The organism is Allorhizobium pseudoryzae, from assembly GCF_011046245.1.
In the GTDB taxonomy this organism is placed as follows: Bacteria; Pseudomonadota; Alphaproteobacteria; order Rhizobiales; family Rhizobiaceae; genus Neorhizobium; species Neorhizobium pseudoryzae.
Genome location: NZ_CP049241.1, coordinates 3,217,668 through 3,241,950 on the forward strand (window position 1 = coordinate 3,217,668; position 24,283 = coordinate 3,241,950).

At 61.7% G+C, this 24,283-nt stretch carries 18 protein-coding genes and 1 tRNA gene; 11 read left to right on the forward strand and 8 right to left on the reverse strand.

The genetic code is table 11. From position 1 onward, the window contains the following. Nucleotides 1-27: 27 nt before the first annotated feature. Complete coding sequence (locus tag G6N78_RS15630; RefSeq protein ID WP_165220054.1) at nt 28-642, forward strand: FMN-dependent NADH-azoreductase; 615 nt, start codon at nt 28-30, stop codon at nt 640-642. Nucleotides 643-708: 66 nt separating this feature from the next. On the opposite strand, the gene amt is transcribed toward G6N78_RS15630, so the two are convergent. From amt to ilvA, 3 genes are all read right to left on the reverse strand, one after another. Next, nucleotides 709-3,852: an ammonium transporter gene (gene amt / locus G6N78_RS15635; RefSeq protein WP_165220056.1), complete on the reverse strand. Its 3,144-nt coding sequence runs from the start codon at nt 3,850-3,852 to the stop codon at nt 709-711. A 161-nt stretch (nt 3,853-4,013) separates the two neighbouring features. Further along, nucleotides 4,014-4,334 (reverse strand): HlyU family transcriptional regulator, encoded by a 321-nt coding sequence (locus G6N78_RS15640; RefSeq protein ID WP_165220058.1) that lies wholly within the window; start codon nt 4,332-4,334, stop codon nt 4,014-4,016. A 73-nt stretch (nt 4,335-4,407) separates the two neighbouring features. Then, on the reverse strand, nt 4,408-5,658 hold the full coding sequence (ilvA, locus tag G6N78_RS15645) for a threonine ammonia-lyase (RefSeq protein ID WP_165220060.1): 1,251 nt from the start codon (nt 5,656-5,658) through the stop codon (nt 4,408-4,410). Between the two features lie 119 nt (nt 5,659-5,777). On the opposite strand from ilvA, the gene G6N78_RS15650 reads away from it, so the two are divergent. Beyond that, nucleotides 5,778-7,232 carry a TrkH family potassium uptake protein gene (locus G6N78_RS15650; RefSeq protein ID WP_165220062.1) on the forward strand — a complete coding sequence of 485 codons (1,455 nt, stop codon included), beginning with the start codon at nt 5,778-5,780 and terminating at the stop codon, nt 7,230-7,232. Nucleotides 7,233-7,301: 69 nt separating this feature from the next. On the opposite strand, the gene G6N78_RS15655 is transcribed toward G6N78_RS15650, so the two are convergent. After that, nucleotides 7,302-7,386 (reverse strand) — tRNA-Leu (locus tag G6N78_RS15655). Between the two features lie 186 nt (nt 7,387-7,572). Between G6N78_RS15655 and G6N78_RS15660 the strand changes: the two genes are divergently transcribed. After that, on the forward strand, nt 7,573-7,827 hold the full coding sequence (locus G6N78_RS15660) for a hypothetical protein (protein ID WP_165220064.1): 255 nt from the start codon (nt 7,573-7,575) through the stop codon (nt 7,825-7,827). Nucleotides 7,828-7,918: 91 nt separating this feature from the next. Beyond that, nucleotides 7,919-8,347, forward strand: coding sequence for a response regulator (locus G6N78_RS15665; protein WP_165220066.1), 429 nt, complete (start codon nt 7,919-7,921; stop codon nt 8,345-8,347). 82 nt (nt 8,348-8,429) lie between these two features. Here G6N78_RS15665 and wrbA read toward each other — a convergent pair whose 3' ends face one another. After that, nucleotides 8,430-9,029, reverse strand: a complete 600-nt coding sequence (gene wrbA, locus G6N78_RS15670) for an NAD(P)H:quinone oxidoreductase (protein WP_165220068.1) — start codon at nt 9,027-9,029, stop codon at nt 8,430-8,432. Between the two features lie 236 nt (nt 9,030-9,265). Here wrbA and G6N78_RS15675 point away from each other — a divergent pair, with 236 nt between their 5' ends. From G6N78_RS15675 to G6N78_RS15690, 4 genes are all read left to right on the forward strand, one after another. Then, a complete protein-coding gene (locus G6N78_RS15675; protein WP_370691447.1) occupies nt 9,266-10,039 on the forward strand; it encodes a competence/damage-inducible protein A in 774 nt (257 codons plus the stop codon). A gap of 119 nt (nt 10,040-10,158) precedes the next feature. Then, nucleotides 10,159-11,001 (forward strand): universal stress protein, encoded by an 843-nt coding sequence (locus tag G6N78_RS15680; protein ID WP_165220072.1) that lies wholly within the window; start codon nt 10,159-10,161, stop codon nt 10,999-11,001. 149 nt (nt 11,002-11,150) lie between these two features. Next, the gene (gpt, locus tag G6N78_RS15685; protein ID WP_165220074.1) at nt 11,151-11,648 is read left to right on the forward strand and encodes a xanthine phosphoribosyltransferase; all 498 of its coding nucleotides are present in this window, start codon (nt 11,151-11,153) and stop codon (nt 11,646-11,648) included. Nucleotides 11,649-11,858: 210 nt separating this feature from the next. Next, nucleotides 11,859-13,712, forward strand: a complete 1,854-nt coding sequence (locus G6N78_RS15690; protein WP_165220076.1) for an ABC transporter ATP-binding protein — start codon at nt 11,859-11,861, stop codon at nt 13,710-13,712. A 119-nt stretch (nt 13,713-13,831) separates the two neighbouring features. Here the strand turns inward: G6N78_RS15690 and G6N78_RS15695 are convergent, their stop codons facing one another. Next, nucleotides 13,832-15,739, reverse strand: a complete 1,908-nt coding sequence (locus G6N78_RS15695; RefSeq protein ID WP_165220078.1) for a methyl-accepting chemotaxis protein — start codon at nt 15,737-15,739, stop codon at nt 13,832-13,834. A 667-nt stretch (nt 15,740-16,406) separates the two neighbouring features. On the opposite strand from G6N78_RS15695, the gene G6N78_RS15700 reads away from it, so the two are divergent. The 3 genes from G6N78_RS15700 (at nt 16,407) to G6N78_RS15710 (ending at nt 21,588) form a co-directional block, all read left to right on the forward strand. Next, nucleotides 16,407-20,222: a vitamin B12-dependent ribonucleotide reductase gene (locus G6N78_RS15700; protein WP_165220080.1), complete on the forward strand. Its 3,816-nt coding sequence runs from the start codon at nt 16,407-16,409 to the stop codon at nt 20,220-20,222. Between the two features lie 143 nt (nt 20,223-20,365). After that, a complete protein-coding gene (locus tag G6N78_RS15705) occupies nt 20,366-21,226 on the forward strand; it encodes a P63C domain-containing protein (protein WP_165220082.1) in 861 nt (286 codons plus the stop codon). A gap of 32 nt (nt 21,227-21,258) precedes the next feature. Then, the gene (locus G6N78_RS15710; RefSeq protein WP_165220083.1) at nt 21,259-21,588 is read left to right on the forward strand and encodes a helix-turn-helix domain-containing protein; all 330 of its coding nucleotides are present in this window, start codon (nt 21,259-21,261) and stop codon (nt 21,586-21,588) included. 621 nt (nt 21,589-22,209) lie between these two features. On the opposite strand, the gene ftsZ is transcribed toward G6N78_RS15710, so the two are convergent. Both ftsZ and G6N78_RS15720 read right to left on the reverse strand, forming a co-directional pair. Further along, complete coding sequence (ftsZ, locus tag G6N78_RS15715) at nt 22,210-23,181, reverse strand: cell division protein FtsZ (RefSeq protein WP_165220085.1); 972 nt, start codon at nt 23,179-23,181, stop codon at nt 22,210-22,212. 223 nt (nt 23,182-23,404) lie between these two features. Further along, nucleotides 23,405-24,043 carry an outer membrane protein gene (locus G6N78_RS15720; RefSeq protein ID WP_165220087.1) on the reverse strand — a complete coding sequence of 213 codons (639 nt, stop codon included), beginning with the start codon at nt 24,041-24,043 and terminating at the stop codon, nt 23,405-23,407. Nucleotides 24,044-24,283 lie beyond the last annotated feature (240 nt).

Genomic DNA, 24,283 nt, shown 5'->3' on the forward strand with positions numbered 1-24,283 from the left:
TCCCATCAACACAGTGGACCCCATCCGATGTCTCAGATCCTTCTCGTAACCTCCAGCCCGCGCGGTGCCGAGTCCGTTTCCACCAAGGTCGCGACCGATCTCGCCTCTGCGCTGGCCAGTGCCAGCGGTGCCACCGTGACCAATCGCGACCTCGGCACCCAGCCGATCGCGCATCTCGATACCGTCACCACCTCCGCCATTCGCAAGGCTCCTGCTGACCGCACGCCGGAAGAAGCCGCTGCAGCCGAAACTTCGGACAGACTGATCGCCGAACTGTTTGCCGCCGACCAGATCGTCATCGGTACCGGCCTTATCAACTTCAACATCTATTCCGGCCTGAAGAGCTGGATCGACAATATTGCCCGCGCCGGCATCACCTTCCGCTACTCCGCCAACGGTCCGGAAGGTCTCGTCACCGGCAAGAAGGTTTACATCGTCCTGGCTGCCGCCGGCGTCTATTCCGATGGCCCGGCCGCCACGATGAACCATGCGGTTCCGTATCTCAAGACGGTCCTGGCCTTCCTCGGCATGACCGATGTGGAAGTTCTCTACGTGGAAGGTCTCGCTTTCGGTCCGGAAGCGGTCGAAAAGGCCATGGCAGCGGCACAGAGCCGCACGCAGGAACTGGCACGCGCAGCCTGATTTCCGAACAACACTTCCGTTGAAGGCTTGAGGCCGCGGTGAAAACCGCGGCTTTGCTTCTGACGGTTAGTAACGACGCGCCATCGCCACCACGTCATTGACCTCTGCGCTCCGGCGCGCATCCGGCGCCGCAACGGACACCATCTTCGTGGCGGTCGCAGCCTCGACCTTGATGATCCGCTCCTGGAAGGGAACCGGGCGTCCCAGCAGATAGCCTTGCAGTTCATCGCAGCCGGCTTCGCAGAGGAACAGGGCCTCCTCGATCCTCTCGACGCCTTCCGCCACGATCTTCATGCCCAGACTGGCGCCAAGCCCGATAATGGTGCGGATGATCGCCTGCTCCTTTTCCGAAGCATCGACATTCGACACGAAGCTGCGGTCGATCTTGATCGAATCGAAGGGATAACGCGACAGATAGCTGAGCGATGAATAGCCGGTGCCGAAATCGTCGAGCGCGATCGAAAAGCCGACCTGCTTGAGATCCTTCAGGATCTGGACGGCGCGCTTGTCATCGTCCAGCAGCATGCTTTCGGTGATTTCCAGTTCGATCAGCGCTGGATTTGCCCGTGTGCTGCGCAGCACATCCATCAGGTTGGAGACAAAGTCCGTGTGGCGGAACTGCAGGGGGCTGACATTGATGCTGATGCGGCGCCCGCCGAGATGCGGCAACATCCGGCAGGCTTCCGCCACTACCCAGCGCCCGAGCGGAATAATGCGACCCGAGGCTTCCGCGACCGGAATGAAATCGGACGGAGGGATCAGCCCCCGAACGGGGTGATTCCAGCGCACCAGCGCCTCGTAGCCGGAAATCTGTGCCGTCACCGTATCGATGCGCGGCTGGAGGTAAAGCTCCAGTTCCCCACGCTCCAGCGCCAGTTCCAGGTCCGTCTCCAGGGCACGGCGCTTCTCGATGAGTTCGTTCATGCCGGGCTTGTAGATCCGCGCGGTACTGCGTCCGCCATCCTTGGCCTTGTAAAGGGCAATGTCGGCGCAACCGATCAACGTTTCCGCATCGCCGGCATGATCCGGACACAGGGCGCCGCCAATGCTGACGCCCACATGCACCTTGTCGCCCTGGCCAATGATGACGGGCGCCGCCATCGCCCGCAGCACCCGGTGGGCAAAATCCTCCAGCTGGCTCGCGAAGGCGGCCTTGGTGAGGATGACGGCAAATTCATCGCCCCCAAGACGGGCGACGACATCGGTGGGACCCGCCTGCGCCTGCAGCCGCAAACCGACCTCCCGGATGACCACATCACCCGCCTGATGGCCGTGGATATCGTTGATGTCCTTGAAGTGATCGATATCGACAAGCACCACGCCGCAGCGGGCGCCGCGATCCGCCCAATTGACGAGACTGTCCAGCCGCTCGGAAAACAGTGTGCGGTTCGGCAGCTCCGTCAGCGGGTCATGCAACGCCATGAAACGGATGCGTCGTTCCGCCTCCTTGCGCTCCCGCAGATCAACGAGGCAGCCGATCCGCGCCTTTTCGTTGCGGTAGCGGATGTCGCGCCCCCTCACCTGCACCGGAATATGGCCGCCCTCGTTCTGCAACAGCATCACCTCGTGGATGCTGTCATCATTCAGCGTCATCAGCGTCTGAAGATCAGGCCCGGTTCCGCTGTCGAGAAAATCACTCAAGGGTCGCCCGGCGATCTCGGAGAGCGGCAGGCCGATCAGGTTTTCCAGCTGCTGGTTGCCATCAACGATCCATCCGTCGATGTGGATGACGATCGCTTCGAACGTGGTGTTGGCAAGGGCCGCCACCCGTTCGGCCTCCTCCTGGTTCCGCTTCAGCTCCAGAAGTTCGACACGGTTGCGCTCATCCTGTTCGACATTGTCCATCAGCCGATTGAACAGCCTTGTCAGGCGCTCCGATTCATCGCCGCGCACCACGGTCAGCCGCTTCTCCAGATCCGCCTGCCCGTCGAGCAGATCCGCAATCGCATCCTCCACATGGCCGACGCCGAGGCGCGTGGCATGTTCTGCGGTGTTGAGCCCCGCTTCTTCGTCTTCTGCGGTCACCCGCAGGTTCATCGTCCGGCTCAGGACCCAGAAGAACGCGTAACCCAGGCCGAACGCCCAATAGAAATTTATACCGACGCCAACGGCCTGGATATAGAGCTGCGCCAGCCGCCCGCCGGTCGGCAGATTTTCGACCGGCGCGAGCAAGGCCACCCCGAGCGTTCCGACAACGCCCGCAAGGGCGTGGATGCCGATGGCGCCAACCGCATCGTCAATCTTCAACCGGGACTCGATGAAGGCGTTGCCGAACAGGGCGACGGCGCCGCCGATCGCGCCGATCATTAAAGCACCTCCCGGCTCCAGCAGGTGGCAGCCGGCGGTCACGGCCACCAATCCGCCCAGCATGCCGCCATTCGACTTTTCCGGCAGGATGGCGCCATCCTGAAAATAGCCGATCAGGTAACCGACGCAGGTTCCCATGCCCCCGGCGAGCACGGTGTTCATGATGATCGGCGCGATATCCGCATTGGCATGCAGGGTGGACCCGCCATTGAAGCCGATCCAGCCGATGAACAGGAGAAAGGCACCGGTGGTCGACAGAACCGGATTGTGACCGGCAATCCGGATCGGCCGCCCGGCCTCATCAAACCGGTCGATCCGCGGGCCGATGACCAGACAGGCGGCCAGCGACACCCAGCCGCCGGTCGCATGCACGACGGTCGAACCGGCAAAATCGACAAAGCCGAGCGCGCCCAGAAAGGCCGAGGTCTGCTCGGTCAGGGCAGACCCCCAGGCCCAGTGCACGAAGACCGGATAGATCAAGGCCGACAGGAACACGGAGCCGAACACGTAGACCGAGAGCCGCATCCGCTCGGCGACGGCACCGGAGACGATGGTGGCTGCCGTGCCGCAAAACATCATCTGGAAGACGAAGAAACCCGACTCCCAGGAGTCGAGGTTCCTCAGAAAGTAGAAGTCCGCATCCCAGCCGAACGGCAGGCCAGCGGACCGGCCGAAGGCCAGCATGAAACCGATGGCAGCAAAACCGACAACCCCGAAGACGAAATCGAGGAGGTTCTTCTGCGCGACGTTGATCGAATTTTTCGACCGGACCATTCCCGCTTCGAGCAGCAGGAAACCGACCTGCATCAACATGACCAGGCCCGCCGCCGCCATCAACCAGGTCAGATCGACGTTGAACGTCGTTGCGTTCGGCAATTCCGCTGAAAACGCAGTGTCGCCCATGCAAACCGGAAGCGCTACACCAGCAAAAGTCAGAATACGAATGCTGGAGCGTGAATACATCAATGCACCGGGCAATACTGGGAGCGAATATCCGACCGACCCTAGTGAAAACCCTTTAAAATTCAGTGATCATACATCAGGAAGATGTCATATCCTCACATTCAGGCCGGGCGGTTTTCCTGGCCGTCGCCGAACAGGGAGGCGCCGTTCTGATCGATGATCTGGCGGCCCTTGCGGAAGGTGCAGTCGAGCGCGTCATCCATGGCGGTGAACATGTCGGCACGCACGAAGGTGCGCACCAGCGTCCTGCCATCGACATCCTTCTCGATGCGGCCGGCGAGGCGGATCTGCGAGCCCTCCCGCATCGGTTCGGCAAAAATCCGGCAGCCCGCATGCTCCTGCGGCTCCACCTTGGCTTCGGCCTTCGGTGCGGCACCGCCGCCGGACAGCATGGAAAAGAATTTCGAGATTATCGACGCCATGGGTTTTGCCTTTCCTGTCTTGCCTGGAGCCTCAGGAAAGGCCCGCGTGGTTATCCGGATACTTCAAACGCTGTCAGATGATCAAGTTCGCAAGGATCTCGTTTTCGGTGATGTCCTGGTAGCCGAGGCCTGCCTCCTCGAAACGCTGCAGCAGATCGGCAAAGTTTTCGGGACGCCTGGTCTCGATGCCAATCAGGATCGAACCGAAATTGCGGGCGGATTTCTTCAGGTACTCGAAGCGGGCGATATCATCGTCCGGGCCCAGAAGATTGAGGAAATCGCGCAGCGCTCCCGGACGCTGGGCCAGCCGCAGGATGAAATATTTCTTCAGACCCGCATAGCGCATGGCGCGCTCCTTGACGTCCGGCAGACGCTCGAAATCGAAATTGCCGCCGGACACGATCGCGACGATCGTCTTGCCGCGCACCGTCTCCGGGTGGAGCGCTGCCAGCGCCGTCAGGGACAGCGCACCGGCCGGCTCCAACACCACGCCCTCGATATTCAGCATCTCGGTGATGGTGACGCAGATCGCGTTTTCCGGCACCGCCATCACCTGCGCCGGAGAAAAGCGCTTGAGGGCTTCGAAATTGAGGTCGCCGATGCGGGCAACCGCGGCGCCATCGACGAAGTTGTCGACCTTGGACAACGTCACGGCCTGTCCCGCCTCAAGGCTTCGTTTCAGGCTCGGCGCGCCGGCGGGCTCGACCATCAGGAAGGCATTATCCGGCAAATCCCTTGCGAGATATCCGGTCATGCCGGAGGAGAGGCCGCCCCCGCCGACGGGCATGATCACCAGATCGGGCGTCACGCCTTCGGGCAACTGTGCCCGGATCTCCGCCGCGACCGTCGCCTGGCCCTCGATGATGTCGGCATGGTCGAAGGGTGGCACCATGGCGCCGTCGATCTCCTCCACATGCGCCCGCGCGGCGGCATAGCACTGGTCGAAAATATCGCCCACGAGGCGGATGGTGATGTATTCGCCCCCGAACATGCGCGTCTTGTCGATCTTCTGCTGCGGGGTCGTGACCGGCATGAAGACCACGCCGTGCACCTTGAAATGCCGGCACACGAAGGCAAAACCCTGCGCGTGATTGCCGGCGGAGGCGCAGACGAACACCCGGTCGTCTCCGCCGTCGGCGATCGTCTTGCGAAAGAAATTGAAGGCGCCGCGGATCTTGTAGGAGCGCACCGGCGACAGATCCTCACGCTTCAGCCAGACGTCGGCGCCGAACCGGCGGCTCAGATGTTCGTTCAACTGCAGTGGCGTTTCCGGGAAAATCTCCCGCATGGCCAGCATTGCCTCATCCACAGCTTGCGTCGTCATCGATGTCCATCCGTTGAATTTCAAAGCAAGGCCCGCTATGCCATAGCTGATCGAGAGAGACAAAAGCTTCTTTTCGCAGCCAACAATTCGGGCCATTCAGCTTTCGGGACATTCAGCTTTTGAACGCGAACCTATTCCGCTCTTCGATCTACATTTCGGGGCTGTGCGGACTTTACCTTTCTGCCGCAATGTTGATTCCGGCGCTGGCCGATCTTTATTACGGCAATCCCGATTGGCGTATCTTTGCGTTTGCGGCTGCGATGGTGGGCGGCCTGTCGCTGGCGGCCTCCATGGCGACGCGCGGCACGCCGCCGGTGTTCAACAAGCGGTTCGGCTTTTTCATCGTCAACCTGCTGTGGGCCGTGTTCTCGCTCATCGGCGCCATCCCGCTCTATCTGTCGCCGATCGGCCTCAGCTTTGCGCAGGCCCTGTTTGAATCGGTCTCCGCCATCACCACGACGGGCTCAACGGTTTTGAGCGGCCTCGATTCCATGCCGCCCGGCATTTTGATGTGGCGCTCTCTGCTGCATTGGCTGGGCGGCATCGGGATCGTGGCGCTTGGCCTCTTCGTCCTCCCCTTCCTGCGGGTCGGCGGCATGTCCTTCTTCAAGATGGAATCGTCCGACACCAACGACAAGCCGTTTGCCAAGATCGCGAGCTTCACGCGCGCCTTCATGGCCGTCTATGTCGGCATCACGGTGGCGTGCACCGTCAGTTACGACATGTTGGGCATGAGCCATTTCGATGCCGTCAACCACGCCATGGCGACCGTCGCGACCGGCGGGTTTTCGACGCACGATGCCTCGTTCGGTTATTTCCAGAGCCTGCCGCTGATGTGGGTCGGCACCTTCTTCATGACCCTCTGCAGCCTGCCCTTTTCGATTCTCATCCTGTTTGCGATCCGCCGGCGACTGGATACGCTGCGCGATCCGCAGGTCGCCTTCTTTCTCGGTTACCTTGCCCTCTTCGCCGTTCTGGCCGGTCTTTACAATCACCTGAGAAACGGCGTCGATATTTCGGTGGCGATGACGCATTCCTTCTTCAACATCTCGTCGATTCTGTCGACGACGGGGTTCGCCAGCGAGGATTACACGCTGTGGGGGCCGTTCCTCATCGTGCTGGCCTTCTTCATCACCTTCCTTGGTGGTTGCTCCGGCTCGACAGCCGGCGGCATCAAGGCCTATCGTCTCGTGGTCATCTTCAACGTCATCCGGGCAGGAGCAAAACGGCTGATCTATCCGAATGCGATCTACCCGGTGCGCTACGGCAACGCGACGGTCGACCCGGACGTGTTGCGCGGCATCTTCCTGTTCGTCAGCCTCTACGTGCTGCTGTGGGCTTTCGGCAGCCTGTGCATGGCGATGCTCGGTTACGACGTCATCACGTCGATTTCGGCGGTCATCACCTGCCTTTCCAACGTCGGCCCGGGAATCGGCGACATCATCGGTCCTGCGGGTAACTTTTCGACCCTCTCGACACCGGCGCTCTGCCTTCTGACGCTGATGATGCTGCTGGGGCGTCTGGAAATCCTGACCGTGCTCGTGCTGATCACACCGATCTTCTGGCGCCGCTGACGGTTCGCACGACCAACTGTCCGCACGACCAATTATTCGCGCGACATTCCTCCAGCCATGTCCAAAGTGTGGTGCGGACGACGGGGGTCGAACCCGTATACCCGAAGGTGAGGGATTTTAAGTCCCTTGCGTCTACCAGTTTCGCCACGTCCGCAATCGAGGGCCTTATTCAGCAGGTTGCGCGAAAAATGCAAGGGCATGTTGCACAAGATTCGTTCGGCGATCTTGATGGGCGCCCTCGTCAACACGACATCTGGCCCATCACGCGGACCGGACTTTGCGGGAACCCGCCCCAGCCCATCCCGTTACCCCCTATCACGACACGACAAGGACCAGATCCATGAAGATGCTCATTGCAGCCGCGTTGGCGGGTGTTCTGCTCGCTGGCTGCACGACACCGCAGGTCGATCCCATACCCGGCAGCATCACCTATGGTGGTCAGCCGCGCACAAAGCTGACGAAGTCGCCGGTCGGCAGCCTCCTCACCCATCAGTTCAATGCCGATGGCCGGGTGGCGATCGAAACCTACGTGCTTCAACCGGACCGCTCGCTGAAGCTCATCGACCGCCGGTTCCGGCCGATCTGGGAAGAGTGAGTTCCGACCGCCGGCGTCTGTACGCCCACAACCATTGCCGCCGCCTGTTGGAACTCTATATCGCTCCACACAAACAAGGGGTTGCCCAAGCATGGGGTTGGATGTGAAGCACCGATTTCTCATCGTTGAGGACAGTCTCCTCATCGCCATGGATCTGGAGGAAGCGGTGACGCGCGCCGGCCACGAGGTGGTCGGCATTGCGCCGGACATGATGGTTGCGCTGAACTACGCACCGGAGGCCGACATCGCCTTCGTCGACGTGCGACTGGCCGATGGGGAAACCGGTCCGCGGCTGGCACGCATGCTGGTGGAACGGGGTCTGCTCGTCATCTTCGTCACCGGTAATCCGATGCTGGTCGAAGGGCGCGATGCCGGTGCGCTGGGTGTGATCCCCAAACCGCTGACCCATCAGGCTGCGGCCGATGTCATCGATTTTGTCATCGACTGGAAAAATGGTCGCCGACGGCAACCGCCGGCACGGCTCAGGCTGTTCCAGCCGATCAGTTCGACCTTCGCCTGAAGACCCGTTCCCAAGAGAAAGGCGCGAACCTGCGTCCGCGCCTTGCCGTCCATTGGCTTGTCTTGCCTTGCGATTCGGCTGATCAACCGGCGAGCTTGGCCGCGATCTTCGCCACATGGGCGCCCTGGAAGCGCGCACCGTCCAGTTCGATCGCGGACGGCTGGCGGGACCCGTCGCCATTGGTGATCGTGGAGGCGCCGTACGGCGAACTTCCCTTCACTTCTTCCGTGCCCATCTGTCCCTGGAACGAATAGGGCAGACCCGCCACGACCATGCCGTGGTGCAGGAAGGTCGGGATAAAGGAGAGGATCGTCGATTCCTGGCCGCCATGCTGGGTCGCCGTCGAGGTGAAGGCGGAACCAACCTTGCCGATCAGCTTGCCCTGGAACCAGAGGCCGCCCGTCTGATCCCAGAAATTGCGCATCTGCGAGGCCATCGTGCCGAAACGGGTGCCGGCGCCGACGATGATGGCATCGTATTCCAGCAGGTCATCCACCTTTGCGACCGGGGCCGCCTGGTCCATCTTGTAGTGCGATGCCTTGGCAACCTCGTCCGGTACCAGCTCGGGAACGCGCATGACGGTCACGTCTGCACCTTCTGCTTTCGCACCTTCAGCGACCGCATACGCCATCGTCTCGATGTGTCCATAGGTGGAATGATAAAGAACCAGAACCTTTGCCATGTCTCTCTCCGTTGAATGACGCGGCCCGATTGGTGCCTGCGTTTGCGAAGAGAGATTTATGCAGTTTGCCTGAACTTGCCAGTGCCCATCTGCGGCACGCACTGTTCGCAATCGATGAACGACAAATCCGAATCGGTCAAAATTGCGTAACGACCGGCACTGGCACCTCGCTTCCGGCGGGGCCGAATCTGGCGTAAGCAAAGACAGCCATTGATATGTCCTCAAGAGGGTTTCCCATGAATTCCGCTATTGTAACCGCCGCCATTCTTGCGATCGGCGACGAACTCCTGTCCGGCCGCACGAAGGACAAGAATATCGGGCATCTGGCGGATGTTCTTCTGCTGGCGGGCATTGATCTGAAGGAAGTCCGCATCGTGGCGGACGAGGAAGAGGCAATTGTCGAGGCGCTGAACGCGCTGCGCACCCGCTTCACCTATGTCTTCACCTCCGGCGGCATCGGGCCGACGCATGACGACATCACGGCCGATGCCGTGTCAAAGGCGTTCGGCCTGCCCTGCGAACATGATGCCGAGGCCATGCAGCTTCTGGGCGAGATGTATGCGCGCCGCGAGATGGAGTTTACAGAAGCCCGCCAGCGCATGGCGAGGATGCCGCGGGGTGCGCGGCATATTCCTAACCCCGTCTCCACGGCACCGGGTTTCATCGTCGAGAACGTCTATGTGATGGCCGGCGTGCCGCAGGTGTTCCAGGCGATGGTCGACAACATCCTTCCGGAGTTGAAGACCGGCAGCCGCATGCTGACGAGAGCCCTGCCCTGCCCCTATGGCGAAGGCGATATCGGCACGCTGCTCGGCGCCGTGCAGAAGGCGCATCCGGACACCAGCATCGGGTCCTATCCGAAATATGACGGCCAGCGGTTTTCGACGGAACTGGTGGTGCGGGCCCGCGATGAGGCGGTGCTCAATGCTGCAGCCGATGCCATCCTTGCCATGATCGGCGAGATCACGGCAGCGAAGGCGGCGGAGAGCCACCCCGGCCCGGAGGCCTGAGCAGAGGCGAGGCATCCGGCCACCCGCGGTCTGTGTCTTGACCCAGCTCAATGACCTCCCATGTCTTGAGGGAGAGGATGCTTCATCATCTTCCGGCATGCATTTGAGGAGTAACCGCCATGGCCTACAAAACGATCGTCGCCATCTTGGATAACGAGTACAATGCGGGACCGATCAGTGATTTTGCGGCGGCCCTCGGACGACAGTTTTCCGCGCATGTGGTCGGGTTGCATGCCGAAACACTGGCCACGGTGCCGCTGATCGCGCCGATGGAGATCCCCGATCCGACCGCGGTCGAGGCGCTGCAGCAGGCCGCGCAGGCGGAGAGCAAACGGATTGAAGGCATCTTTCGGGGTCGGATGGAGCCGGAAGGGGTGGCGCATGAATTCCGCCGCTACGTCTCCACCTCCGGCTACGGATCCGACAGCGTGCTGGAATGTGCAAGAGCAAGCGATCTCGTCATCGCCTATCAGGCCGATGAACGCACCGGATCCGACAACAGCGCCAACCTGGAAACGCTCCTCTTCGAGACCGGTCGTCCCCTGCTTCTTGTGCCGCATGTGATGATGGAGGCACAGCCGATCCGCCGTGCGCTGATCGCCTGGAACGGATCGAAGGAGGCAACGCGGGCCGCCTTCGAAGCGCTGCCCTTCCTGAAAACGGTGGAGAGCGTCGAGATCTTTTCCGTCGATCCACCCGGCATGCCGCGCCAGGCGCCGGACCTTGCGGGCGCCGATCTGGCGGCCGCACTCTCCCGGCACGGCGTCCCGGTGACCCTCCGCACGGAGGAGAATTGCCAGATCCCCACGGCAGCGGCGATCGAGAACCGTCTGACCGAAGAGGGTGTCGATCTTCTCGTCATGGGCGGTTACGGCAATTCCCGCTGGTGGGAGATGCTGTTTGGCGGCGTTACCCGCAGTGTTCTCGAAAGCATGACGGCAGTCACGCTTCTGTCGCGGTAAACGGGCCATCGAGCCGCTTGCCTAATCCGATCACTTGCCGCTAATAGCAACGGCCAACGGGCCAGGCGTGAATGACACGCGGCCCGCGGGCTGCTCCGCATCCTCGGCGCGCCCTTTTTTCGTTTGTCGCGCCGTCTGGAGCCCACGCCATGTCTCTACCCGAAAAAGCCTTTCCCGTTTCCTGGGATCAGTTCCACCGTGATGCGCGGGCTCTCGCCTGGCGCCTCGCCGGCCTTGGCCGGGATTTCCGCGCCATCGTCTGCATCACCCGCGGCGGACTGGTGCCGGCCGCCATCATCTCGCGGGAACTCAACATCCGCCTGATCGACACGGTCTGCGTCGCCTCCTACCATGACTATGTCAACCAGGGCGAATTCAACTTGTTGAAGGGCATTGCCCCGGAACTGACCGCCGATGGCGGCGAGGGCGTGCTGGTCATCGACGATCTGACGGATACCGGCAAGACCGCCTCTGAAGTGCGCACCCTGATGCCGAAGGCGCATTTCGCCTGCGTCTACGCCAAGCCGAAGGGCGTGCCGACCATCGACACCTTCATCACGGAAGTGTCCCAGGATACCTGGATCTACTTCCCCTGGGACATGGGCTTTACCTATCAGGAGCCGATCGCCAAGGGTCACAAGGGCTGACACCTTCTCTCCTGATGCGCCTTTGACTTTTTCGCCTGACGGACAGCCTGCCCACCGGCGGGCTTTTCTCGTTTGCGCCTGATAAGCCGCAGGCGTTCTTGTCACTTTGTCAGCTTTTGAATTGCAGCTCCCTGCGGAAGATGCTCCATGGGACTGAGCTCCTGTTTCGCGTTGCGAGCCGCTTTTCCGATTCGACAGAGCGAGAGCGTCATGACGATTTCCGATGCGGTCTACCGGCCCTTCGAACGAATGATCCGGCCGCTGGACATCCCCTACCGGCCCATGCCGGACAAGGGGCCGCTTGCGGTTCTCCTGCATTTCATCAGGATGTTCCGCGGCGCGATCTTTTTCATGGCGCTGACGTCCATGATGGTGGAAGCCATCAACCTGACGATCATCTGGGGTCTTTCCGTCATCGTCGATGGCGTCACCTCGCTTGGCGTGGAGACGTTCGTGGAACAGCGGGCCGGGCTGCTGGCCGGTCTCGCCCTGCTGATTTTTCCCGTCCTGCCGGTCACCTTCTACATCACCAATATCCTGAACTCGCATACGATCGGCATCAGCCTGCCGATTGCGATCCAGTGGCAGGGGCACAAGGCCGTCGAACGGCAGGATCTGTCCTTCTTCCATGATCTGTTTGCCGGACAGGTCGCCTCGCGTCTCAACCAGGTCGCCAATGCGGTTCAGCAGCAGATCCTGATTGCCTTCCAGACGGCGCCGCGTTTCCTGCTGCAGATCGTCGGATCGCTGTTCCTGCTGCTGACCATGTCCTGGCAACTGGCCGTGCCGGTCGCCGTGTGGGTGGCGGCAAGCGTTCTCTACACCGTCTGGGTGGTCCCGGAATTTTCCGCCCGCGGCCGCCGCTCGGCCAAACAGAACAGCCTGGTTTCCGGCGCGATGATGGATGTTTACGTGAATATCCAGATGGTGAAGCAGTTTGCCGCCGAAGACAGCGAGGCTGGTGCGCTGGGGCAGACCATGAGCAAGGCGGTCTCCACCATGCACCACGAGCAGCGCGCCTATCGCACCTCGGAACTGGTGATCATCACGGCGAACATGGCGCTCTGGCTCTCCATGCTCGGCATCGGCTTCTGGGGGCTTTACGACCGGTTCCTGACGGTTGGTGATTTCGTGGCCGCCGTCTATATCCTGCAGCGGCTGTCGGCCGGCTCCTTCACCTTCATCCAGATGGGCCAGCAGCTGTTCAAGACGCTCGGCACGATCAAGGACGCGATGCCGGTGATGACGACGCCGCCGACGATCATCGATCGACCGGACGCCCCGGACCTTTCCGTCACGCGGGGAGACATCCGCTTTGAGCGCGTCCGTTACGCCTATACGAGCGGCAGGCCCGTCATTGACGACGTGTCGCTGACGATCCGCCCCGGCGAAAAGGTCGGGCTGGTCGGGCTGTCCGGTGCCGGCAAGACGACCCTCGTCAACCTGCTGCTGCGCTTCTACGACATCAACGACGGCGCCATTCGTGTGGACGGCCAGGATATTCGCGATGTGACGCAGGCCAGTCTGCGCCGGCATGTCGGCGTGATCGCGCAGGACGTTGCGCTGCTGCATCGCTCCGTCGCCGACAACATCCGCTACGGGCGCCCGGATGCGACGCAGGCCGAGATCGAAGCCGCTGCTCGGGCGGCGCAGGCCGATGGTTTCATCGCGGACCTGACCGACAAGGAGGGACGCTCCGGCTACGAGGCCTTTGTCGGCGATCGCGGCGTCAAGCTGTCCGGTGGCCAGCGCCAGCGCGTTGCGATCGCTCGCGTCCTGCTGAAGGATGCGCCGATCCTGGTGCTCGACGAAGCGACCTCCGCGCTGGACAGCGAAGCGGAGGCGGCAATCCAGCAGCAACTGGACCGGATCATGGAGGGTAAAACGGTCGTGGCCATTGCCCACCGACTCTCCACCATCGCCCGCATGGATCGGATCGTCGTTCTGGACAAGGGCCGCATCCTGGAAGAAGGCACGCCCGACGATCTGGCCGCGGGCAACGGGCTCTATGCGCGTCTCTGGAGGCGGCAGACGGGCGGCTTCATCCCCGACACGATTGACTGAAGACAGCCCCTACGGAGACTGTGCACCGCCCCCATAGGACGCCGGCCGCTTGCCCCTTAAGGCATGAAGCCCGGCAATGCCAGGCTTCATTCGCTGTTCTCTCGGATGTGAAGACCGGCTCAGGCCGCCGCGCGGTAGGCGTGGCCAGCGGAGCCCGATCCACTCAAGCGGAACTTCGACAGGGTCTCGCTGAGCTGGCGGCTTTCAGAGGCGAGCACCTGGCTTGCCGCCGTCGTCTCTTCCACCATCGCCGCATTCTGCTGCGTCATCTGGTCCATGTGATTGACGGAGGTGTTGATCTCGCCAAGCGCTGCCGACTGTTCGGACGCGGCGCGGGCGATCATCACCACCTGATCGTTGACGCGGTTGACGAAGCTTTCAATCTCCTTCAGCGCCTCGCCGGTCGACAGGACGAGCGAGACACCGCCCTTGACCTCGTCGGCCGACGTATTGATCAAGGCCTTGATCTCCTTCGCCGCGTTGGCGGACCGCTGGGCGAGTTCACGCACTTCCTGAGCAACGACGGCAAAACCACGACCCGCCTCACCGGCACGCGCGGCCTCGACGCCGGCGTTCAGCGCGAGCAGGTTCGTCTGGAAGGCGATCTCGTCGATGACGGAGATGATCTGGCTGATCTTCTGCGAGGATTGTTCAATCCGCTCCATCGCGTCGATGGCATCCTTGACGATGCCGCCAGACCGGCCGGCGCTGACCTTGGTATCGCCGACGAGCTTGGTGGCTTCGTTGGCACGGTCGGTCGACATGCGCACCGTCGTGGTGATTTCTTCCAAGGCTGCGGCTGTTTCTTCCAGCGCTGCCGCCTGCTGTTCGGTGCGGCGCGACAGCTGGTTGGCGGCGGACGACAATTCGCCGGAATTGTCGGAGATCGTGCCGGCGGCGGCGCGGACATCCTCCATCGTGGCTCTGAGCGTTGCCATCGTCGCGTTGACGTTCTTCTGCAGTTCGGCAAACGCACCCTGGAACTGGCCGCGCATGTCCTGCGTCAGGTCCTGCTCGGCGAGCGCTGCAATGACGCGGCGCACTTCGGTGATGCCGCGATCGACGCCTTCCACCAGTTCGTTGACGCCGGAGGCAAAGCGCGCCAGATCCTGGTCTTCGTAGGACTTGGTGATGCGCTGGCTAAAGTCGCCCGCGGCGGCCGCGGCAACGATGCCGCTGATCGAGACCTGCAGGTCCTTGCTCTGCCGGTTGAGGGCGGCTTCCTGCGCTTCCATCTCGCGCATGTGGATTTCGTTGGCACGGAAGACTTCGAGCGCGCGCGCCATTTCACCGATCTCGTCGCTGCGGTCGGTATCGCTGACCGTCATGTCCGAATTGCCCTTGGCCATGGCGCTCATCACAAGCGTCATGCGGCGGATCGGGTTGGCGATTTCGCGGCGGGCAATGACGAGGCTGAGCGCCACGCCGGCGGCGATGCAGACCGCCGCCGTGATGGCGAGGATCAGGACCGTCATCTGCGATTCGCCGATCGCATAGTCACGCGACTGCGACAGCGTCTTTGCGGAGTATGTGCTGTAGACCTTGACGGCTGCGGTGACGGCCTTCTGGCCATCAAGCGCGGCATTCAGCGCCGCCGTCATGATCTTCGGATCCTTGGCCGCCTCCGTGCCGGCGGTCTTCACCATGGCGCGGATCGTTTCGAAATAGGCGTTGAGGCTGGTCTTGATGTCGGCGAGCTGCTTCTGCTCCTCCGCATCCGCCGTGGAGGCGATCTTCGGCAGGCGGTCCAGCATTTCCTTCGCCCGCTTTTCCGTCTCGGCGGCGAAATCCGCGGCCTTTTCCGGCGCAAGCGCCAGCTGATAGGTCATGCGGCTGATCGCGATGATATCGACGCGCAGGTCCATCGCCTCACGCGCCACTTCTTCGCGCGCGCCGGTGTCCTTCAATGCCGATCCGAGTGAAAACAGCCCATTGGTGCCGACGGCCGCGATGGCCGCTGCGGCAGCCCCCATGAGCACCACCACGAGGCTGACCTTTTTCAAAATGGATAAGTTACGAATACTCATGTGCAGGCTCCAACCTCGTCACAACGAAACGCACGGCTCTCCCGCCCCCCTTCGGTGGAACCGCTTCCTTTTGGGATCATGCTAATGTTTGAACGTTAACATTTTGGCCCAAGGTGAAACGCCAAGTGATTGGGGACGCAGCGTGGGCGATATCGTCCCGTAACGGCACACTTTGCCTGCCGCGAGATGAAACAATCCGTGCAAGCCTTTGACTTGCCTACGCGATTCGCTTCTCCCCGTTTTCCACAGGCTTGAGCCACAATATCTTGTGGTTAAAAATCCATTGCAATCTATGCCTTGACGGAATCACCCAACCGAACAAGATTGGTTTCTATGTTGCGGCGGCGACTGGACCGGAGATTACGAGGCCGGTCCTGACAACGAAATCAACCACCCACGTTTCACCGGCGGCCTGCCATGATGGTTTGGCCGCGGAACGGTTCTGGCGTGCCGGTTTCGATCTCCTTGCGCAGCAAAGGCCCTGGTGGAAAACTGGATTTACGCTATATTTAGTGTTTACAGCCACAATGCCTACAAGATACAGGTCGGACCATCCACGGATGATTTGCCATTCGAGTTGAGACAGACACGGCTGCGATTGAAGAATGCGATCGCCGCCGACGGGATTTTTTGCGCCTAGCGGGGCGCGGCAACGAGGACGAGAGACATGCGCATTGAACGTCGTTTCACACAACCCGGTGCGGGTGCCTATGCGGAGATCGAATTCCGCAAGGCGACCAGCGAAATCCGCAATCCGGACGGTTCGATCGTCTTCCGCCTGGCGGATATCGACGTGCCTGTGCAGTTTTCGCAGGTCGCGACTGACGTTCTGGCGCAGAAATATTTCCGCAAGGCGGGCGTGCCGAAAATCCTGAAAAAGGTCGAGGAGAACAATGTTCCCTCCTTCCTGTGGCGGTCTGTGGCCGACGAAAAGGCGATGAAGGATCTGCCGGAAGGCGAGCGCTACGGGTCGGAAACCGATGCGCGCCAGGTTTTTGACCGTCTCGCCGGCACCTGGACCTACTGGGGCTGGAAGGGCGGATATTTTTCCTCCGAAGAGGATGCGGCCGCTTTCCGCGATGAACTTGCCTATATGCTGGCCACCCAGCGCGTTGCCCCCAATTCCCCGCAATGGTTCAACACCGGCCTGCACTGGGCCTATGGCATCGATGGCCCCGGCCAGGGCCATTTTTACGTCGATCCCTTCACCGGCAAGCTGACCAAGTCCAAGTCGGCCTATGAACATCCGCAGCCGCATGCCTGCTTCATCCAGTCCGTCGAGGACGACCTTGTCAACGAAGGCGGCATCATGGACCTGTGGGTGCGGGAAGCCCGCCTGTTCAAGTATGGCTCCGGCACCGGCTCCAACTTCTCCTATCTGCGCGGCGAAGGCGAAAAGCTGTCGGGCGGCGGTCGCTCGTCCGGCCTCATGTCCTTCCTGAAGATCGGTGACCGCGCCGCTGGCGCCATCAAGTCCGGCGGCACCACCCGCCGTGCGGCCAAGATGGTCGTCGTCGACATCGACCATCCGGATATCGAGGAATATATCGACTGGAAGGTCAAGGAAGAGCAGAAGGTGGCAGCACTCGTCACCGGCTCCAAGATCGTCTCCAGGCACCTCAAAGCCATCATGAAGGCCTGCGTCAACTGCGAGGCGGACGGCGACGACTGCTTCGACCCGACGAAGAACCCGGCCCTGAAGCGCGAGATCCGCGCCGCCAAGAAGGACCAGGTTCCGGAAAACTACGTCAAGCGCGTCATCCAGTTTGCAAAGCAGGGTTACAAGGACCTCGAGTTCAAGACCTATGACACCGACTGGGATTCGGAAGCCTACCTCACGGTCGCCGGCCAGAACTCCAACAACTCCGTCTCGCTGAAGGACGATTTTCTGCGCGCTGTCGAGAAGGACGGCGAGTGGAACCTGACCGCCCGCAAGGACGGCCGCGTGATGAAGACGCTGAAGGCGCGCGACCTGTGGGAAAAGATCTCCTACGCCGCCTGGGCGTCTGCCGATCCGGGCCTGCATTTCAACACCACGATGAACGACTGGCACACCTGCCCGGCTGCCGGCCCGATCCGCGCGTCGAACCCGTGCTCGGAATACATGTTCCTCGATGACACGGCCTGCAATCTGGCTTCGCTGAACCTTCTGCAGTTCAAGGACGCCAAGACCAAGAACATCAACATTGCCGATTACGAACACGCCGTTCGCCTGTGGACCGTCGTTCTTGAAGTCTCGGTGATGATGGCGCAGTTCCCGTCGCGGCAGATTGCCGAACTCTCCTACCAGTACCGCACGCTCGGCCTCGGTTACGCGAACATCGGCGGTCTCCTGATGTCGTCGGGCATTCCCTACGACTCGGCGGAAGGCCGCGCGATTGCCGGCTCGCTGACTGCGATCATGACCGGTGTCGCCTATGCCACCTCGGCGGAGATTTCCTCCGAACTCGGCCCCTTCCCCGGCTTTGCCCCGAACCGCGACAACATGCTGCGCGTCATGCGCAACCATCGCCGCGCCGCTTACGGCGAAGCGACGGGCTATGAAGGCCTCTCCGTCAACCCGGTGCCGCTCATCCATGCGGAAAACCCGGACCAGGATCTCGTGGCGCATGCCAAGGCCGCCTGGGACAAGGCGCTGGAACTCGGCGAAAAGCACGGCTACCGCAATGCCCAGACGACGGTCATTGCGCCGACCGGCACGATCGGCCTCGTGATGGACTGCGACACGACCGGCATCGAGCCCGATTTCGCGCTGGTGAAGTTCAAGAAGCTCGCCGGCGGCGGCTACTTCAAGATCATCAACGGTGCGGTGCCGGAAGCCCTGCGCTCGCTCGGCTATTCCGAAAGCCAGATCGCCGAGATCGAAGCCTATGCGGTTGGCCACGGCAACCTCAACCAGGCACCCGGCGTCAACCCCTCGACCCTGCGCGCCAAGGGCTTTACGGATGAGAAGATCGAGGCCGTCAACGGCGCGCTGAAGGCTGCCTTCGACATCAAGTTCGTCTTCAACCAGTGGACGCTCGGCGCGGACTTCCTGAAGGACACGCTGAAGGTCTCCGACGATCAGCTCTCCGACATGAGCTTCAACCTGTTGGAACATCTGGGCTTTGCCAAGAAGGACATCGAGGCCGCCAACATCCATGTCTGCGGTGCGATGACGCTGGAAGGCGCGCCCTTCCTCAAGGAAGAGCATCTTGCCGTCTTCGATTGCGCCAACCCCTGCGGCAAGATCGGCAAGCGGTATCTCTCGGTCGAAAGCCACATCCGCATGATGGCAGCCGCCCAGCCGTTCATCTCGGGTGCGATCTCCAAGACGATCAACATGCCAAACGAAGCGACCGTCGAGGATTGCGGTGCGGCCTACATGCTCTCCTGGAAGCTGGCGCTGAAGGCGAACGCGCTCTACCGCGATGGCTCGAAGCTCTCCCAGCCGCTCAATGCCTCGCTGATCGAGGATGAAGAGGACGAGGATGCCGTCGAGGACTTCATCCAGGCCCCGGCTGCGGCGCAGGCCGTGCAGGTCACCGAAAAGATCATCGAACGGGTGATCGAGCGCGTGACCCGCGAACGGGAAAAGCTGCCGAACCGCCGCCAGGGTTACACCCAGAAGGCAAATGTCGGCGGGCACAAGGTTTACTTGCGCACCGGCGAATTCGGCGACGGTCGCATCGGCGAGATCTTCATCGACATGCACAAGGAAGGTGCTGCCTTCCGCGCGATGATGAACAACTTTGCCATCGCCATCTCGCTCGGCCTCCAGTACGGCGTGCCGCTGGAGGAATATGTGGAGGCCTTCACCTTCACCAAGTTCGAGCCGGCCGGCATCGTGACGGGCAATGACGCGATCAAGAACGCAACCTCGATCCTCGACTACGTGTTCCGCGAACTCGCCGTCTCCTATCTCGGTCGCCATGATCTCGCGCATGTCGATACGTCGGACTTCTCCAACACGGCGCTCGGCAAGGGCATCCAGGAGGGCAAGACCAACCTCGTCTCCACCGGCTGGACCCGCGGCCACAAGCCGATGCTCGTCTCCGGCGGCGCGGATCGGATCGCGGCCAACGAACCGAAGGGTTCCTTGAGCGCGGCCCCGGCCAAGGCCTCCGTTGGCGGCAATGTGACGGCATTCGCCGGCTCCGCCGCCCGCAAGCTGGAACCGACGGTCGCCATCTCCACCTCGGAAGTCGTCTCCTTCAAGCGGGATTACGAGGAGCGCGCCAAGGAGCTGGCCGAAGAGATCGCCGAAGAGGTGATCGCCGACGAAAGCCAGCAGGCCGCTACCGCCCTCTTCTCCGACAAGGCCGAGGCAGACGCCGCCGCCGCCAAGTCGGAAGCCAAGAAGGTGGAAGCCGAACGCCGCATGCGCTCCATCGCGCAAGGCTACACGGGCAACATGTGCTCCGAGTGCCAGAACTTTACGATGGTGCGGAATGGCACGTGCGAGAAGTGCGACACGTGCGGTGCGACCAGCGGGTGCAGCTGAGCGAAAGCTGTGGATAAATAGAAATATCCAGCCTGACATATTTGTCAGGCTGGAATTGTGACGAGAACAAAAGCAGAATACGGAACTGGCAGATCTATAGATTCAACCCGCGAGGTACATGCATGCATGGGAAGCGTAGCATTATGGATGCCATCCACGGATCTCCCGACAAGCCATTAAAGTTGGGCGAAAACACAATCGAGTGTTATGTTTTGCAAGATCGACGACGCGTCTTGATGGCCGCGGACGTCCAACGAGCTATAGGTTTGGCGGACGGTGGCTCGATGGTCGCTGGGACGACGAGATTGAGTCTGTTTGCTTCAGGCGACAGAGTTTCAAAATTCCTGTCTGCTGAAGCGCGCGCTGCTTTCGCGGAGCCTATCAAAATTAAGAAGCCTAACGGTACCGAAGTCCTCGCTTTAGAAGCCGAACTGTTTCCGGAACTTTGTCAGGCTGTTGTCGATGCTGCACGCTACGGTGTATTACAAGAGCAACAGCTCTTTATCGCGCACCAATGCGAAGTAATTTTATCCTCACTTCAGCGAATTGGAATTATCGCGCTTGTTGACGAAGTAACCGGCTTTCAGAAATACCGACAAGAGGACGAGCTTCAGAAAATCCTTGAGGCTTACGTGCTTGCGGAACATCGACCCTGGGTTAGAGCAGTACCCAGCGACTTCTTTAAAGAGCTCTTCCGCGTATTCGGCTGGAAGTACGTAAACAGTACAAAAGGTCCCCGTTACGCCGGGAAGTTGGTTAGGCTTCTTATATACAAGAACCTCCCGAAACCTGTTCTTCCCAGATTAGACGAGATGAACCCAGCAGATGCCAACTGGCAGAGAAAACACAGACACCATCAGTTATTGACCGACAATATAGGCTTGGAGCATTTCAAGAGCCAGCTTGTTGGGGTGATGGCTCTTCTCCGGGCGTCCAGTAACAAGGCTGAGTTTTTCCGACTGTATAATCGCGCGTACGGCGGTCAATTAGAAATGGATATTTGAAGACTAGACAGCTGCGGCGAACGATTGGTAAAATGCGGGTAGATGCGACATTCGAAACCGACTGGCCCCACCTCCGCGCAATGACAAACGAGGAAGCGGAAGCCAATGCGCTTGCCGATCCCGACAATCCGCCGATGACGCAGGATGAGTTGCGGGCAGCGCCGCGCATGCCGCAGGTGAAGGTCATCCGCCGCGCCTTCCGCCTCACCCAAGAAGAATTTTCCGCCCGCTACCAGATTCCGCTCGGCACGCTGCGTGACTGGGAACAGGGCCGATCCGTGCCGGACCAGACGGCACGCGCTTACCTCAAGGTCATTGCCGCCAATCCGGAGGGCACGGCAAAGGCGCTGGCGAGGGCGTGATCGCTGGCGTTTGAGCCAGGTCGCCCCCCTCTGCCCTGCCGGGCATCTCCCCCACGGGTGGGGAGATCGGCAGGCGGCGCCGGCTTCCAGGCCCGCAGGCATTGTCTGTGAAGCGGCTGTTAGCCATCGCGTTGACTATGTGTGCTTCCCTGTCGTTCCCAAGGTGACGCGCTCAAAGTGGAACGGGGCGGCTCCACGAGTCGATCTCCCCCCGTGTGGGGGAGATGTCCGGCAGGACAGAGGGGGGTGCGCCGCCCGCTGCATCCGTAATGCCCCTCACCCTAACCCTCTCCCCGCACGCGGGGAGAGGGAACGCGGGCGCCCAGCGACGCTGGAGCAAGGCTGCCAGCTTGGTCAGCATGGTCAGCATGGTCAACGCGCTCCGCCATCTTGCGCCACAGTGCAGCAGAGTGACCTTGGTGTGGGGCGGGAGATTGAAGCGGAAACGGGCGCGTTGCCCTGAGCGCCAAAACGGCCATTCCCGACGGAAGAACTGACGGCAAAACCGGATCGAGCACCGAGCGATCCGGAAAACCATGCCCCGGCGCGGGGCACGTCCCCTCTCCCCGTCAAAACGGGGAGAGGGTTAGGGTGAGGGGCAAACACCGCCCCCCGAAAGCATTAGGCAGCCAGCCGGCCTTCCAGCCCCGTCGCCACCACCGACACCCGGAAGCGGCCGTCGAGGTTGCGGTCGAAGATGGCACCGACGACGATGTCGGCCTCGTCCTGCACCTCGTCGCGGATGCGGCTGGCTGCCTCGTCCACTTCGAACAGCGTCATGTCGGAGCCGCCGGAGATCGAGATCAGGACGCCGCGGGCGCCGTGGACGGAAATGTCGTCGAGCAGCGGGTTGGCGATCGCCGCTTCCGCCGCACGCATTGCCCGGTTCTGGCCTTCCGCCTCGCCGGTGCCCATCATGGCCCGGCCCATGCCGCGCATGACCGATTTCACGTCGGCGAAATCGAGGTTGATCAGGCCTTCCTTGACGATCAGGTCGGTGATGCAGCCGACACCGGCAAACAGCACGCGGTCGGCGGTCATGAAGGCGTCGGAGAAGGTGGTCTTGGCGTCGGCAATGCGAAACAGGTTCTGGTTCGGAATGACGATGACGGTATCGGCCGCCTCGCGCAGCGCCTCGATGCCGGCTTCGGCCATGCGCATGCGGCGGTTGCCCTCGAAGGAGAAGGGTTTTGTCACGACGCCCACCGTCAGAATGCCGGCATTGCGGGCCGCGCGCGCAATCACAGGCGCTGCCCCCGTGCCGGTGCCGCCGCCCATGCCGGCGGTGACGAAGCACATGTGCGAGCCGGCGAGCTCGTTCATGATCTCCTCGATCGATTCTTCCGCCGCCGCGTGGCCGACATCCGGATGCGAGCCGGCGCCGAGGCCGGCCGTCACATGCGCGCCGAGCTGGATGCGCCGCGTCGCCTTCGAGGTGGCGAGCACCTGCGCATCGGTATTGGCGGCGATGAATTCGACGCCCGCCAGTTCCTCGGCGATCATGTTGTTGATGGCATTGCCGCCGCCGCCGCCCACGCCAATGACGGTGATGTGCGGCCGCAATGCAGAAATACCGCTCTTGGCGTCGGTCATTCCATTCTCCTTCGATCGAAACCGCGTTTCACCTCTCCACCCCGGAGACAGCGAATCGCGCGCAAGACTAACACTGGCAAAAAGGCAGCGCCGCGGCGAAAGGGGCAGTCAGCGGCGGCTTATGGCAAAAATGAGACCGGAGGGGCCTTTGCCATCAAAAACGGCTCCCCCGGATACCGGGAGAGCCGCAGAAGGCAACCGTCCGGAGATCGGACGGACGGTTTTAGAACTTGTAGTTCAGGCCGAGGCGGACGGCGTGATCGCTCACGTCCTTTTCCGAGCTCACACCGGCCACCGTGCTGCGGACATCCGGCGTGCTGGTGTAGTTGTATTCCACCTTGGCGGAGATTTTTTCGTTCAGCTTCTGCTCGATGCCGGCGCCGACGATGTAACCGGCCTTCCAGCCGTCCGGACCGGTGACGGCACCGTTATCGCGCATGTTGGTCATGGCGAAACCGGCCGTACCATAGACCAGCGTCTGGTCGAGCGGCACGCCGGCCTTGCCCTTCACGGCAAGACGATGGCGTTCCTTCAGGCTGCCGCCGTTCACGTTGACGCGGGTATCGCCCATATAGGAAACCTCGCCCTCGCCGCCCAAAACCATGCCGCCGACATCGGCGTTATAGCCGCCCTGCACGCCCACGACGCCACCATTGCCGCCGGAAAACAGGTTGAGCTTGCGCGAGGCAACGCCGCCATGCGCGCCGACATAGGCACCCGTCCAGGTGTCGCCGGAGGAGACCGGCTCGTTGTAGCTCGGCGGGGCCTGATAGGAGGTCAGGTCGGCCGCAGAGGCCAGGGTTGCGAAAGAAGAGGAAGCAAGAGTGGCTACGAGAGCCAGGGCAAGCGGGGATCTGTTCATGTCGAAAACTCCATACACAGCCTGCATGCGGCGGACGCGCAGGCGAAACATCGGGCTTTGCCGCCCCGGGATCACGATCTGCGGCCCACTTGGCCCCTTCACCGCAGAGGTGTCCCGCACCTGACGCCATTCATTTTCACGAATTCATAAACACATCCTTAACCGAACCGGCAGCGGGGGCCCAAACGCGCCTATCCAGCGGTCACGCCCGCGTGAGCCTGTGGATAACCCGGTCCGGCA